This is a genomic window from Salicola sp. AFF1, from assembly GCF_056783195.1.
The window spans coordinates 73,261-85,492 of record NZ_JBXAYL010000013.1 but is presented as its reverse complement, the minus strand read 5'-3'; the positions used below and the strand labels follow the sequence as shown (position 1 = coordinate 85,492).

The 12,232-nt window shown below is 59.9% G+C and carries 13 protein-coding genes; 6 read left to right on the top strand and 7 right to left on the bottom strand.

Annotated features, from left to right (window positions below; genetic code table 11):
* Positions 1–64: 64 nt before the first annotated feature.
* Positions 65–337 (top strand): PDZ domain-containing protein, encoded by a 273-nt coding sequence (locus tag AC1RQI_RS10635; protein WP_481904762.1) that lies wholly within the window; start codon positions 65–67, stop codon positions 335–337.
* A 130-nt stretch (positions 338–467) separates the two neighbouring features.
* On the opposite strand, the gene AC1RQI_RS10630 is transcribed toward AC1RQI_RS10635, so the two are convergent.
* The 3 genes from AC1RQI_RS10630 to AC1RQI_RS10620 form a co-directional block, all read right to left on the bottom strand.
* Entirely contained in the window at positions 468–821 is a 354-nt protein-coding gene (locus tag AC1RQI_RS10630; protein ID WP_481904760.1) for a hypothetical protein, read from the bottom strand.
* Positions 822–847: 26 nt separating this feature from the next.
* The gene (locus AC1RQI_RS10625; protein WP_481904759.1) at positions 848–1,873 is read right to left on the bottom strand and encodes a hypothetical protein; all 1,026 of its coding nucleotides are present in this window, start codon (positions 1,871–1,873) and stop codon (positions 848–850) included.
* Positions 1,874–2,269: 396 nt separating this feature from the next.
* Positions 2,270–3,190, bottom strand: coding sequence for a LysR family transcriptional regulator (locus tag AC1RQI_RS10620; RefSeq protein WP_481904758.1), 921 nt, complete (start codon positions 3,188–3,190; stop codon positions 2,270–2,272).
* A gap of 99 nt (positions 3,191–3,289) precedes the next feature.
* Between AC1RQI_RS10620 and AC1RQI_RS10615 the strand changes: the two genes are divergently transcribed.
* From AC1RQI_RS10615 to nfsA, 4 genes are all read left to right on the top strand, one after another.
* Positions 3,290–3,952: a type 1 glutamine amidotransferase domain-containing protein gene (locus AC1RQI_RS10615; RefSeq protein ID WP_416633066.1), complete on the top strand. Its 663-nt coding sequence runs from the start codon at positions 3,290–3,292 to the stop codon at positions 3,950–3,952.
* A gap of 32 nt (positions 3,953–3,984) precedes the next feature.
* Positions 3,985–4,722, top strand: a complete 738-nt coding sequence (locus AC1RQI_RS10610) for an SDR family oxidoreductase (protein WP_416633067.1) — start codon at positions 3,985–3,987, stop codon at positions 4,720–4,722.
* A gap of 106 nt (positions 4,723–4,828) precedes the next feature.
* On the top strand, positions 4,829–5,365 hold the full coding sequence (locus AC1RQI_RS10605) for an N-acetyltransferase family protein (RefSeq protein ID WP_481904757.1): 537 nt from the start codon (positions 4,829–4,831) through the stop codon (positions 5,363–5,365).
* A 191-nt stretch (positions 5,366–5,556) separates the two neighbouring features.
* Positions 5,557–6,288 (top strand): oxygen-insensitive NADPH nitroreductase, encoded by a 732-nt coding sequence (gene nfsA / locus AC1RQI_RS10600; protein ID WP_481904756.1) that lies wholly within the window; start codon positions 5,557–5,559, stop codon positions 6,286–6,288.
* A 6-nt stretch (positions 6,289–6,294) separates the two neighbouring features.
* Here nfsA and AC1RQI_RS10595 read toward each other — a convergent pair whose 3' ends face one another.
* The 4 genes from AC1RQI_RS10595 to AC1RQI_RS10580 form a co-directional block, all read right to left on the bottom strand.
* Positions 6,295–7,416 carry a GGDEF domain-containing protein gene (locus AC1RQI_RS10595; RefSeq protein WP_481904755.1) on the bottom strand — a complete coding sequence of 374 codons (1,122 nt, stop codon included), beginning with the start codon at positions 7,414–7,416 and terminating at the stop codon, positions 6,295–6,297.
* A gap of 101 nt (positions 7,417–7,517) precedes the next feature.
* Positions 7,518–8,696 carry a magnesium transporter gene (locus tag AC1RQI_RS10590; protein WP_481904754.1) on the bottom strand — a complete coding sequence of 393 codons (1,179 nt, stop codon included), beginning with the start codon at positions 8,694–8,696 and terminating at the stop codon, positions 7,518–7,520.
* A 196-nt stretch (positions 8,697–8,892) separates the two neighbouring features.
* Positions 8,893–10,032, bottom strand: a complete 1,140-nt coding sequence (locus tag AC1RQI_RS10585; RefSeq protein WP_481904753.1) for a porin — start codon at positions 10,030–10,032, stop codon at positions 8,893–8,895.
* Positions 10,033–10,188: 156 nt separating this feature from the next.
* Complete coding sequence (locus tag AC1RQI_RS10580) at positions 10,189–10,662, bottom strand: YcgN family cysteine cluster protein (protein ID WP_481904752.1); 474 nt, start codon at positions 10,660–10,662, stop codon at positions 10,189–10,191.
* Between the two features lie 129 nt (positions 10,663–10,791).
* Here AC1RQI_RS10580 and AC1RQI_RS10575 point away from each other — a divergent pair, with 129 nt between their 5' ends.
* Positions 10,792–12,168: a M20/M25/M40 family metallo-hydrolase gene (locus AC1RQI_RS10575; protein WP_481904751.1), complete on the top strand. Its 1,377-nt coding sequence runs from the start codon at positions 10,792–10,794 to the stop codon at positions 12,166–12,168.
* Positions 12,169–12,232 lie beyond the last annotated feature (64 nt).

Sequence of the window (12,232 nt, the reverse complement as noted above, 5' to 3'; positions counted from 1 at the left end):
GAAAACCAAGACCTAGACTATGAAGGGTGGGTCAATTTTATTGGCCAAAGGTGGGTCAAAATAGATGGCCATTGACAGACGGGAACTGCGTTGGGGGCTGACAACCACAACCACAAGCAAGGGAACTTTCGTGATCGCCGTCCAGCCGGACTCGGCCGCTGAGCGGTTCGGGTTTCAATGGGGCGACCGGGTCGAGCAGTGGAACGGAGAGCCCATCCGGGATCATCGCCATGTGTTGGCGTTCATGCAGGAAGCGGAACCCGGGGCGCCGCAGGCGGTCGCGATCCAGCGCCGTAATGGCCGCTCAACCCAGCTTAAGGGGCCAGCGCCGGAATAGGTGGCACTCGGAAAGGCTTGTTACGGGGGGGTCACCCATTGCGGGCGGTTTTCTGGTGATGCCGATCAAGTGACCGACTACCCGGTACCTGACATCTACCCAGCCACCCAGTATCCAAGCTTGATGTCACTCAAAGATTGAAAATCTCCATCATCGCGACGCCCAGTATTAACAAACTTAAAGTGATCACATTGGCCACAAAGATAAAAACCAGATGGTAGCGTTGGTTCTTGGGTAAGGCCTTGACAATCTCGTGAAAGCCATTGCGCTTCGCCACATTGGGGAATAGCAGGCCGCCTCCATACGCCATAAGCTGGCAACCCCCAACCAACAACCCCATGTTCACGTAGGGCTCTCCTTTGGCCTCGCAGACCTTTTCATCAATAGGCTTTTGATAGCGGAAATGAAAATAAATAATATCCGCGATCCAAATAAACGCGATCGTTATGAAGGCCAAAAAAACGCCAATAAACACTCCGTCCAAGATAGTCACCCTACTACCTTCTGATCCTAGTTAGCTGGTTTCACCGTGGTTTCGTAGATTGCTTCCCCTCCTGCTTTTCCAAAGGCTCCCCCGCCCTGACTCCCAGCATATCCGCCAACACCACCAGCCACTACAGTACAGCCAAGGGCTCCGGGGCCGGTCCAAGAAAGGGCTACAGTGCATACGAGATAACTTGTAAGAGCTCCCCCAATTGTACCCCCAGCAATGCTCCCAGCCGCCCTGCCGGACTGTCCGTACTTAGTGCGGGCACACTTTTGAGAATCAGGATTCTTGGTGCAAACCTCAGCAATACGGCTGGCACTCACGCCAACGTCCAATGCCATGCCCACGTAACCGATCTTATTGAAATGGCGCGAAGCGCGAAGCAGGTTCGCCCGACTCTCTCTGAACTGCGGCAAGGGTTCGTCGGCGCCCTGCTGTTTGAACTGATGAAGGACGGATTTCGTGCTCAGACCCATTTGCGCCTTGATCTTACCTCTACCGGCTGCCTGACCGAAAAGCTCCCGCCGAAAGCTCCGGCTAAGCGTACGATCCACCTGACGAAAGATCCGGCTCCGCTCGTTGAAGAACCGAGGACCGCTAAGCCCGCCGGTCCTTCTGTACGTTTCGCGATGCAGCTGTTCCAGTTCACGAAACAATCCTTTCAATCGCTGAGCACGCGCTCTGTAGGAGTTGTTCAGCTGGCCAATGGCAATGCCTGCGTAGCTCGCCGCATCGTTGATCAAGGCATAGTAACGTGCAAGAAAACGACGATCTCTGCGGCTTTCCTGCGCGACCAACTCGTTGTGCGCCTGGGCGCGCTCGGCAAGCTGCGCTTCCCAGTAGGTGCACTGGGAAGGTTCCGCCGGCGTGACTACTACCATTTCGCCAATACGGACTTGTCCATCCTCAAAATGGCTGTTGATCCGCTTGAAATGCGTCAGTGTGTTTTGTGATGGCGCATCATAGAGTTGGAAGGCTTTCTCTTCCAGGGTCATATCCTGTTCGGAGATATGGAAGAGAGCTTCATCGGGAAGTTGTTGTTCCGTCATTGAGTGAACTCCTTTTCAGATCCTGCTGAGGGGCCAGCCCCCGCTCCTTTTTCGCGATCAGGTGTGATCCGGCCTTTCGCCCGAGGCATACCCAATCAAAGCGAAGGTTACCAAGGCCTGCAGCTTGGGTTCAAATTCCGCTAACCCGGATTTCTCATAAGAAGGAAGGACCTGGATTCAGGGGAAAAAGCGGCTTAAATCTTGGCCTTTACAATGTTCTAGGGTTCTTCTTTGGGGTTGTGGTTTACACCATGGGTGGAACGGATACTGATAACGGTGACAGGCCAATGGGCCTGGTTTTCGGACTTATGTTTATCCTGGGAGGATTGGTTATGCCGTTGAAGTTCTGACGCTTCAAACATGGAAATGCCTAGTTGCGGTAGGAATGCCGCCCCCTCACAGATCCTCCTCCGCCATCAACTCCCTGGCCACATCATGGATCTGCTCGCGCAGCCATTGATGGGCGGGATCCTGGCGGTAGCGCACATGCCACCCCAGGTGTACGGGGAAGGTCCCCAGATCCGCGGGTGGCGCCACAACACGCAGGCGCGGGTCGCGGACGAACCGCCGGCAGATCAGCTGGGGCAGTGTGGTGCAGTAGTCGGTGGTGGCGATCAACTCAGGGATGGAGAGAAAGTGGGTAACAGACACAGCCACGTCCCGTTCCAGGCCCTGGCGGCCGAGTGCCTCGAAAAGCCCTTTCTTGAGGCGTCCAGGCGGCAGCATGTTGACGTGCTTTAGACTCTCGAAAGCTTCACGCGTGAGCTGATCGCCCTGGAAGGGGTGGTCTGCCCGCAGCACGCAGGCCAACCCATCCTCCATCAACGGTTGGACCACCAGGTTGTCCGGTGGGTCCACAATCCGCCCCAGCACCAGGGCCGTGTCCCCCGCGGCCACCCCCGTCTCCGTGAGATCCGCCCCATAGGGAATGATCCGGATCTGGATGCCCGGCGCCTGGTCCTGCAGCCGCTCCACCAGCCGTGGCACGAAGACGTATTCCACATAGTCGTTGGCGGCGATGACAAACCGCATGGTCGTGGTGGCGGGGTCGAAGGTCTGCTGTTCCAGCACCAGGTGGTCAATTTCCTCCAGCGCCTCGCGGATGGCGGGCCCGATGGCGAGGGCTTTTTCCGTGGGCCGCATTCCGTAGCGCTCCCTGATGAACAGGGGATCCTGGAACAGCTCCCGGCAGCGGGCCAGGGTGTTGCTCAGGGCTGGTTGCGTCATGCCCAGCCGCTTGGCCGCGCGGGTCACGCTGCGTTCCTCAAGCAGGGCTATGAAGGTGCGTAACAGGTTCAGGTCATAGCGCATGGACATGTTGCATCAAAATATCTGGAATAACAGAAATAAATTAGCTGAATTTTAGAGGAAGCGCCATAGTGTTCACCAAATCAAACGAACCAGGGAGAAGCCCTTATGAGTCACGTTCTTTTTGTTCTGACCAGTCATGAACGCATGCTCAATGGTGAACCGACCGGCCTCTGGCTGGAAGAGTTTGCCGTGCCTTACCAGCAGCTGCGCGCGGCAGGCCACGAGGTAACGGTGGCGTCTGTTGCCGGCGGCGCGGTGCCCGTTGATCCCAACAGTGCCGTGGGCGAGGAGCAGGTCCGGGCCTGGCAGGATGCGATTGACCAGCTCTCCGACACCCCTGCCTTCGACACCCTGGATACCTCCGGTTACGACGCGGTCTATCTGCCCGGCGGCCACGGCACCGTCTTTGATATGCCTTACAACCGCAAGCTGCACGACCTGCTGTTTGCCTTTGAAAAGTCCGGTCGGGTGATCAGCACCGTGTGCCATGCACCAGCGGTTTTTGCCGGTATGCGCCAGGCGGACGGTGTGCCCTTTATCCAGGGGCGGCGTGTAGCGGCCTTCACGGACGCCGAGGAACACGCCGTAGGCGGTGCTGAGAAAGTGCCCTTCCTGCTGGAAAGCCGTCTCAAGGAGCTGGGTGCCGAGCACGAGGCGACGGATGACTGGCAACCGCTCGCCGTTCAGGACGGCAAGCTCATCACCGGCCAGAATCCGCAATCTTCGGCAGCGGTAGCGGAAAAACTGATCGCAGCGTTGCAGCAGTAAGCCCACGAATCACAACAGAGGGAGTTCCCACTATGTCTGAGATTGCAGGCAAAACCGTCATCATAACCGGCGCCAGCAGTGGCCTGGGTGAGGCCACCGCCCGAATGCTGGCTGACAAAGGCGCCAGGCTGATGCTGGCGGCCCGGCGTGAAGACCGGCTGAAAACGCTGACCGAATCCATCAACGCGGCGGGTGGCGAAGCGAGCTACCAGGTGGCGGATGTGACCGACCGCAACGCCATGCAGGCGCTGGCGGATCAGACCCGGGAAACCTATGGCCGTATCGATGTGCTGGTGGCCAATGCCGGGCTGATGCAGCTCGCGCCGCTGGACAAGCTCAAGGTTGATGAGTGGGATGCCATGATCGACATCAACATCAAGGGCGTTCTCTACGGCCTGGCAGCCGTCCTGCCGACCATGCGTGAGCAGCAGTCCGGCCATATCATCAATCTGTCCTCGGTGGCGGGCCATAAGGTCTATCCAGGGTCCGTGGTCTATTGCGCCACCAAGTACGCGGTCAAGGCGCTTTCAGAAGGGATCCGGCAGGAATCGAACGGTGAGCTCCGCGCCACCAATATCTCGCCCGGTGCCGTTGAAACCGAGCTGACCGACCACATTACGGATCCGGATGCCCAGCAAGCGGCCAGCGAGGTCTACGCCGTCGCGATCAGTTCCGACGCCATTGCGCGCGCCGTTACCTATGCCGTTGAGCAGCCTGGTGACGTGGATGTGAATGAACTCATCATCCGGCCGACGCAGCAGCAGCTGTAGCGTCGGGGCACCGGGGGGCCGTACTACCCCTTACTTGCTTGCATCCGGATGTTTCCTCAGTCTCTAATTGAGATTGGGGATGCGCATTGAACGAGGGAGTCTCTCAATGGTGCAGGAGCAAGCAAGTGTGCGGAGAGCGGTTCTGGACGATGTCCCCGCCATAGCGAGCGTGCATGTAGCCGCCTGGCAATCGGCTTACGCTGGCATCTTCCCGGATGAGGTCCTGGCCGCATTGTCCGTGGAAAACCGGGCGGCTATGTGGGAAAAGGTCCTCGCCGAGGAAAGCGATGCCAAGCATCTGTTCGTTGCCGAATCCGCGGATGCCGGAATCGTGGGGTTCGCGGCTTTGGGGCCGGAAGGAAGCGGGCAAAGTGATTACGAGTCCGAACTCTACGCGATCTATATTCTGGAAGCGTATCAGCGACAGGGCATCGGCTTGGCCCTCTTCCAGGCCGGGGTTAACGCCTTGCTGGCGGATGGGTTCCGTTCCATGATCGTCTGGGTCCTGGCGGACAATACGGCGCGGTATTTCTATGAAGCCCTGGGCGGTAGCCAGGCTGCAAGGCGCACGGTTTCCGTGGCGGATACGCGCTACTCGGAGATCGGGTACGGATGGGCCCCCCTCACCGCGCCGGCATCGTGACCCCGATAGGGCAATGGATATCCTCATTAAGCGCTATGCCAGGGGTGAGCTCACCCGCGAGGCGTTTGAACCGATGAAAGAGGATCTTGAGCGTTGAGGCCGGGGCGCGGGCGTCCTCTGGGCCTTCCCTCATCACAAACCCAGTATTCTGTGCCCGGCACAGAGAAGCGTTCATTGATCAGTGAGGTAGCATGAATTCCGTTATCGATCTTCTGAAATCCCACCGCTCCATTCGCAAGTTCACCGACGACAAGATTCCCCATGAGCTGTTGCTCGAGCTGGTGCAAGCCGGCCAGAGCGCTGCCACCTCCAGTCACATCCAGGCTTACAGCGTTATCCGTGTGACGAATCAGGCCAACCGCGAGACCCTGGCTGAACTGGCCGGCGGTCAGGACTACATCGCGAGCTGTTCGGACTTTCTGGTGTTCTGTGCCGACATGAAACGGCCCACGGACGCGGCGGAGCGCACCGGTGCCAATGTGGTGCGCGGCATGACCGAGCAGCTTCTTGTGGCAAGCGTGGACACCGCTCTGATGGCCCAGAACGTAGCGGTTGCGGCTGAGTCTGAAGGGCTGGGGATCTGTTACATCGGGGGCATCCGCAATAACCCCGAGGCCGTTAGCGATCTTCTCCGGTTGCCGGAGCACGTGTATCCCGTCTTCGGGATGTGCCTTGGCTATCCCGCGCAGGACCCGGAGGTGAAGCCACGCCTGCCGGTGGAGACGATCCTCAAGGAGGATTACTACAGCGATGACGCGGAGCAGGTCAATGCCTTCGATGAGACCATGCGGGATTACTACCGCGCCCGTACCGGGGGCAACAAGGACAGCAACTGGTCCCAGAACCTGACGCCTCTGTTTGATACCAAGCTCCGCCCCCACATGCGGGACTTCCTGGTGAGGCGTGGTTTTGAGATGAAGTGATCGGCCTCAAAGCGGCTGGGACAGGGCCGCCCTGTAGACCACGCTCTGGTTCCGGCCGCTTCGCTTGCCGTGGTAAAGCGCCTCATCGGCGCGATCCACGCACATTTCAAAGGACTCCCCGTGCTCCCAGAGCGCTATGCCACTGGTGATCGTCACCTGGATGGTCTGGTCATCCACCTCGAACACATGCTCGCTGATGGCCTCGCGAATCCGCTCGGCAACGTTGAAGGCCAGTGCCAGATCCGCATTCTGGAGCAGCAGAAGGAACTCCTCGCCGCCCCACCGGGCGAGCGTGTCCTGGTCCCGGATCTGCATTTGCATCGTGTTGGCGATCGTCCGGAGGACGGAGTCCCCAAAGCTGTGGCCATAACGGTCGTTGATGCTCTTGAAATGGTCCACGTCGATGATAATGGCCACCGCCTCGGATTGGCCCGTGTCGGGCTGGGCTTCCAACCCTTCGGTAAAGCGTAGTAGCCCGCGCCGGTTGGGCAGGCCGGTCAGATTGTCGGTCTCGGCCAGGGTCTGGAGGTTGCGCTCGGTGCGTTGGATGCTGTGGGAGTAGACGTGCAGGAGCATCGCGAGCAGCGTCAGCGCCAGGGTCATGTTCATATAATGCATGCCCTGGATCAGCGCGGGATCCAGCGGGTGCCAGGGCGTGGCGGTGCGCGTCCAGGCGCTGATCGCAATGTACACCAGGATTAAGGTGCCCATGACCGAGATCTTGGTCCGCTTGGTCACCTTGGGGCTGATGAAAATAAGCGGCGCCAAGCCCAGCACGTAGTAATGGAAGCCGCTTTCCCATCCTGTCACGCGGGAGGCGAGGGCCGCGTGCACAATGATTTCCGAGCCGGCAAGCACTAAAACGGGTTTGAAGTGCGTCACCTGTTCGGCCAATTTCGCACACAGGGTGTAAATGCTCACACTGAGGACGTTGAACGCGGCAAGGATCCATATTTCGAGTCCCACGAACAGCAGCAACAGCCCCAGGTGTACAAAGAACGCGGCGGTAACGCCGGATCTGACAACACGCTTCAGGCGGTCTGAGCCATTGTCCGGTTGCGGTGGCTGTGCCCGCGTTCCGGGAGGAGCCGGGCCAGAAGCGGTGAAAGCGCGAGGATTTTTGGCCATTGATGCATCCGAGGATCCGGCGTTTAGGGTCAAGGTTGAAAATTGATCAATGCCAAATAAGTGTAGGCAAGAGAACCTGTGGTTTCACTGTTTTCTGGCGATTACAAGACCAACGTGGAGGCCAGGAACAGCATCAGGCCCATGCCAATGATGTCCGTGAAGGTGGTCAGGAAGATGCTGCTGGCGGTGGCCGGGTCGGCACCGAAGCGCTTGAGCACCAGGGGAACCGCCACCCCGAAGATGCCACTGCCCATACAGGCGCCGATCATGGCGATGAAAATCACCAGCCCGAGCATGGCCGGGTTGGCGGAGTCGGTGGCTACGGCATAGGCGAACATGGCGATGCCGGCAATCACACCCACCACGGCGCCATTGAGCGCGCCCAGCAGGATTTCCTTGCGCAGTAACCGCCTGACCGGGTAGTCCTTGATCTGCCCCAGCGTGATGCCGCGCAGAGTGATTGCCAGCGCCTGGCAGCCGGTGTTGCCACTCTGCCCCGCGAGCACCGGCAGGAACGCCGCCAGGGCAACGATCTGGGCAATGGTGCTCTCGAACATGCCCACGACAAATGCGGCGGCAAAAGCAGTGATCAGGTTCACCTGGAGCCACGGGTGGCGCATGCGGAAGGCGGCGAAAACCGGCGTATTGATCTGCTCTTCCTTCGCCACACCGTACTGTGAGCCAGCCTGGCCGCTCAGTTCCGAGGCGATGCGCTCATACAGCTTTCCGCCTCGCACTTCACCCACGACACGCCGGTTCTCGTCCACGACGGGGTACAGGCGGTAATGGCGCTGAAGGACATCCCCGACCGCGCTCTCGATGGGGGTGTCCTGGCGAAAGGCAAAGGGCTCCGGCGCCATGACGCCTGACAGGGCTTCGGAAGGCTTGGCGAGAATCAGGTCGCGCATGCCCACTACGCCTACAAGGCGGTGGTTCTCGGTCACAAAGATGTAACTGATCTCGGACACATCAACGCTTTTCACCATGAAGGCCAACGCTTCAGCCACGGTATGGCTGGCCGGCAGTGTCGCGGTCGGCGGTGTCATCAGTTCACCGATGGTGTCTTCCATGCCGGACAGCACCGCGCGCGTCGCCGCATCGTCCGGAGCGGCTGCTTCGCCCAGGTGGGAGGCCGTGGTCAGGGCCTGATCCGTGGGCAGCTGCGAGAGGATGAACTGGATGTCGTCCGTCGGCATCCGGACCAGTTCCTCGGCGGCGTCCAAGGGGGGAATAGCACGGATATGCTCGACCCTTTCGGTCAGTTCCCTGTTCTGTGACATGGCTTGGCCCAGCACGACTGAATGAAGTGTGGTCAGACTATAACAGGGGGATCAGGACAGGGCGACTGGCACCGCGATTCGCCATGGGCGCGGAAACGGGGTGGTTATGGCGTCTTGACGCAGAGGGAAAGGATGGAAACTGGAGGGAGACAGGGCGGCCCCTGAAGACAGAGGGCCGCCCTGGACGGGACCTGGATCAGAAGTAGTAATCCATGGTCACGTACATCGCGTCGAAATCGGCTTCGTAGATATCGCCGTTGCGGCCAATATCGCCGTTTGATTCGAGGTATTCAAGATAGACCCAGCCGGGGCCGTAGTCATAGCGAACACCGGGTGCCACGCCGTGAACGGTGTCCGCATTGTTCCCCTCTGTATCCGTGGTCGCCGCCGTGGCATCAATGTAGGCGAACCAGTTGCCAACGCTGTAGCCCCCCTGAAGCGCGTAGCGGGTGTTCTCCACATCATTGGCCATGTTGGGGATGTCGCGGTCAACCTTGATGACTTCCGCTTTGGCGGTAAAGGGGCCGTATTCCCCTTGATAGTAGGCGGCAAAGGCCGTGTGGGAGCCGTCGTCCAGGTCCGTGCAGCTTGTGCCGCAAGCGTTTGCGTGATCGCTCAGGTCCTGCAGATTGCCGGCTTGAGCGGAGAGGCCGAACTGGCTGCTTGCGCCATCATGGCCGAACGTGTAGCTGGCATCGAGCACGCCGGTCTGTGTTTTCCGGTAAGTATAGACCTCGTTTCCTTTATCGTTCTCAATTTTTGAGCCCCAGTGCCCATTGTCGTCAACGGTGTCCGTGCTGGTTTCGCCCCAGTCATCCTGGTGGAAATAGGCGATGGCCAGGTCGAAACCACCCGCATTGCCGGTGAACTTGGCACCGATGTCCATCTGGTCGCCATAGCCGCCCTGCAGCATGTCGCCGGGCCAGAAGTTGACGGTCTTCCAGCCAAACGGAACCTGGCTCTTACCAATCTGGACTTCCCAGTTTTCACCGAGGCTGCGACCCACCCAGAGTTTGTGGATTGAGGTATAGCTGCCCGTGGAGTTGTTGTCCGGATCGGAAAAGCTGCCCGGCCCAAAACGTACTTCGGAGGATAGTTTCCAGGGGCCATCATCCTGGGAGTGGCTGCCGTACAGGATCAGGGATTCGCGGCCGATATCGCCACCGGTTTCTTCGTCCAGGTCGCTGTTGTAAGCCGGCGATACGAAATCCGAGTCTGACACATAACGATAGTTAGCCCAGACCCCTGCGGAAATATTGGTCGTTGCGACGGCCAGCGAGGGCGCTGCCGCTGTTACGGTGGCTGCTATTGCAGCCCCTAACAGATTCTTTTTCATTACATAACCTCCTTTTGTAAGGGATTGCCGAAATTCAGCGTTGCGGAGGGTAAATTTATTTTAATTGAACGTCCAGTCAAAAAAGCGGCGTGACGTTACAGACTGTAATAGGTCGTGGTACGGAGGCGGCCTCTGGAAGAGCGGGGAGGTCAGCCGTCAGGGGGCGTCAGTGTCTTCCTGTATCCACTCCACAATGTGGTCTTCGTAGTCTTCGGGATCCACGATGGGTTCGGGCAGAACGCGCCCCTGGACGGATATACCGGCCGTGTGAACGGTATCGCGGGAGCCGGAGACCAGGTGGTGCCACCAGGCCAGGCCCCGTCCCTCGGCAATCCGCCGGTAGGCGCAGCTCTTTGGCAGCCAGTCACTGTGGCGCGCAATCCCGGGGGTTACCTGGAGGCAGTCCGGCACTTGCTGCAGCCGGCCAGGGTAATCCGAGCACAGGCAGGTGCTGCAGTCGAGCAGGCGGCAGGCGATCTGGGTGGCGTAGACATCACCGGTATCCGCATCCTCCAGCTTGTGGGTACAGCAGCGGCCACAGCCATCACAGAGCGACTCCCATTCGGTTTCGCTCATGGCTTCCAGTGATTTGCGTTCCCAGAACGGTGCTGCTGTATCGGCAGGGGCCATGGTGGGTCTCCCAGTGTTTTGGGTGAGGATAAGGCGCGCGCCCCGTGCCTTCAAATGCTTGTTCCCGCACCGCTGCTCCCCTATCCTCGAATGCTCTGGATCGTGGCCAACACACACAAGGAGTCCTCCATGCTCGAATCCGTCCTGCAGCACATCGACAACGGCCTTGAGGCGTCCATTGAGCGCTGGTCCGAATTGCTGCGCATCCCCAGCGTCAGTACGGACCCGGCCTATGAGGGCTCCATGCGCGAGGCCGCGCAGTGGTTGAAGGACGAGCTGGAGCCCCTGGGCTTCCGTATTGAGATCCGCGAGACCGAGGGCCACCCGGTGGTGATCGGCCATTACGTGGGCCCCGCCGATGCCACCCATGTGCTGTATTACGGCCACTACGACGTGCAGCCCCCGGAACCGCTGGCGGAGTGGCGCCATGAGCCTTTTGAGCCAACGCTGGAGGACAGCCCTCATGGCCGGAAAATGGTTGCCCGCGGGGCGGTGGATGACAAGGGCCAGCTGATGATGTGGGTGGAGGCCCTGAAGGCCTGGCACGCGGTGCATGGCAGCCTCCCCATCCAGGCAACAGTGTTGCTGGAGGGCGAAGAGGAGGTCGGCAGCAAGAACCTGCGCCCGGTGCTTGAACGGTACCAGCAGGAGCTGAAAGCGGACGTGTGTGTGGTCAGCGACACCGGCATGTGGGATGTGGATACACCAGCCATTACCTACACGCTGCGCGGCCTGCTCTATACCGAACTGACCTGCCGTGGGCCCAGCCATGATCTCCACTCCGGTTTTTACGGTGGCGCCATTGAAAACCCCATCAATGGCCTGACGCGGGTCCTGGGGGCACTCCAGGACGGGCAGGGCAGGATCCAGGTGCCCGGCTTCTATGACGATGTGGTGGAGCCCTCGACGCAGGAGCTGGCCGCATGGCATGCCCTGAACATGGATGAGGCGGGCTTCCTCGGCTCCGCCGGCGTAACCACTCCGGGCGGGGGCGAGGCCGAGCGCAGCCTGCTGGAACGGCTCTGGTCGCGCCCGAGCTGCGACATCAATGGCATCATCGGCGGCTTCACCGGCACCGGGGCCAAGACGGTGATCCCCCGGGAAGCCAGCGCCAAGGTCAGCTTCCGGCTGGTGCCGGACCAGGACCCGGAGCGCATCATTGAGGGCCTTCGCCAGTTCATCGACGCCCATACACCGGAAGGATGCGCTATTGATCTCACGGTGCATTCCGCGGCCCCCGCCATCCGGATTCCCACCGGCTCCCGCTACCTCAAGGCGGCATTGAGCGCCCTGGATGAGGTCTACGATCATCAGCCGGTACTGCTGGGCAGTGGTGGCTCCATTCCCATCGCGGCCTGGGCGCGGGACATTCTGGGCATCGACACCCTGCTCATGGGGTTCAGCCTGGAGGACGATGGCATGCACAGCCCCAATGAAAAATTTGAGGTGACCTGTTTCCATCGCGGGATCCGGGCCCATGCGGCACTCCTGGAACAGCTTTGCTGAACCCTCGGCAGGTACCAGCAAGCAGGGACATGGCTCACTGTCTATACTGGAGTCTGTAACGCAC

What these genes read in the sequence shown, in the direction of transcription:
- AC1RQI_RS10595 (WP_481904755.1), bottom strand. Translation starts at nt 7,416, where the DNA reads ATGGCCAAAAATCCTCGCGCTTTCACCGCTTCTGGCCCGGCTCCTCCC.
- AC1RQI_RS10610 (WP_416633067.1), top strand. Translation starts at nt 3,985, where the DNA reads ATGTCTGAGATTGCAGGCAAAACCGTCATCATAACCGGCGCCAGCAGT.
- nfsA (WP_481904756.1), top strand. Translation starts at nt 5,557, where the DNA reads ATGAATTCCGTTATCGATCTTCTGAAATCCCACCGCTCCATTCGCAAG.
- AC1RQI_RS10605 (WP_481904757.1), top strand. Translation starts at nt 4,829, where the DNA reads ATGGTGCAGGAGCAAGCAAGTGTGCGGAGAGCGGTTCTGGACGATGTC.
- AC1RQI_RS10575 (WP_481904751.1), top strand. Translation starts at nt 10,792, where the DNA reads ATGCTCGAATCCGTCCTGCAGCACATCGACAACGGCCTTGAGGCGTCC.
- AC1RQI_RS10615 (WP_416633066.1), top strand. Translation starts at nt 3,290, where the DNA reads ATGAGTCACGTTCTTTTTGTTCTGACCAGTCATGAACGCATGCTCAAT.
- AC1RQI_RS10625 (WP_481904759.1), bottom strand. Translation starts at nt 1,873, where the DNA reads ATGACGGAACAACAACTTCCCGATGAAGCTCTCTTCCATATCTCCGAA.
- AC1RQI_RS10580 (WP_481904752.1), bottom strand. Translation starts at nt 10,662, where the DNA reads ATGGCCCCTGCCGATACAGCAGCACCGTTCTGGGAACGCAAATCACTG.
- AC1RQI_RS10590 (WP_481904754.1), bottom strand. Translation starts at nt 8,696, where the DNA reads ATGTCACAGAACAGGGAACTGACCGAAAGGGTCGAGCATATCCGTGCT.
- AC1RQI_RS10585 (WP_481904753.1), bottom strand. Translation starts at nt 10,032, where the DNA reads ATGAAAAAGAATCTGTTAGGGGCTGCAATAGCAGCCACCGTAACAGCG.
- AC1RQI_RS10620 (WP_481904758.1), bottom strand. Translation starts at nt 3,190, where the DNA reads ATGTCCATGCGCTATGACCTGAACCTGTTACGCACCTTCATAGCCCTG.
- AC1RQI_RS10635 (WP_481904762.1), top strand. Translation starts at nt 65, where the DNA reads ATGGCCATTGACAGACGGGAACTGCGTTGGGGGCTGACAACCACAACC.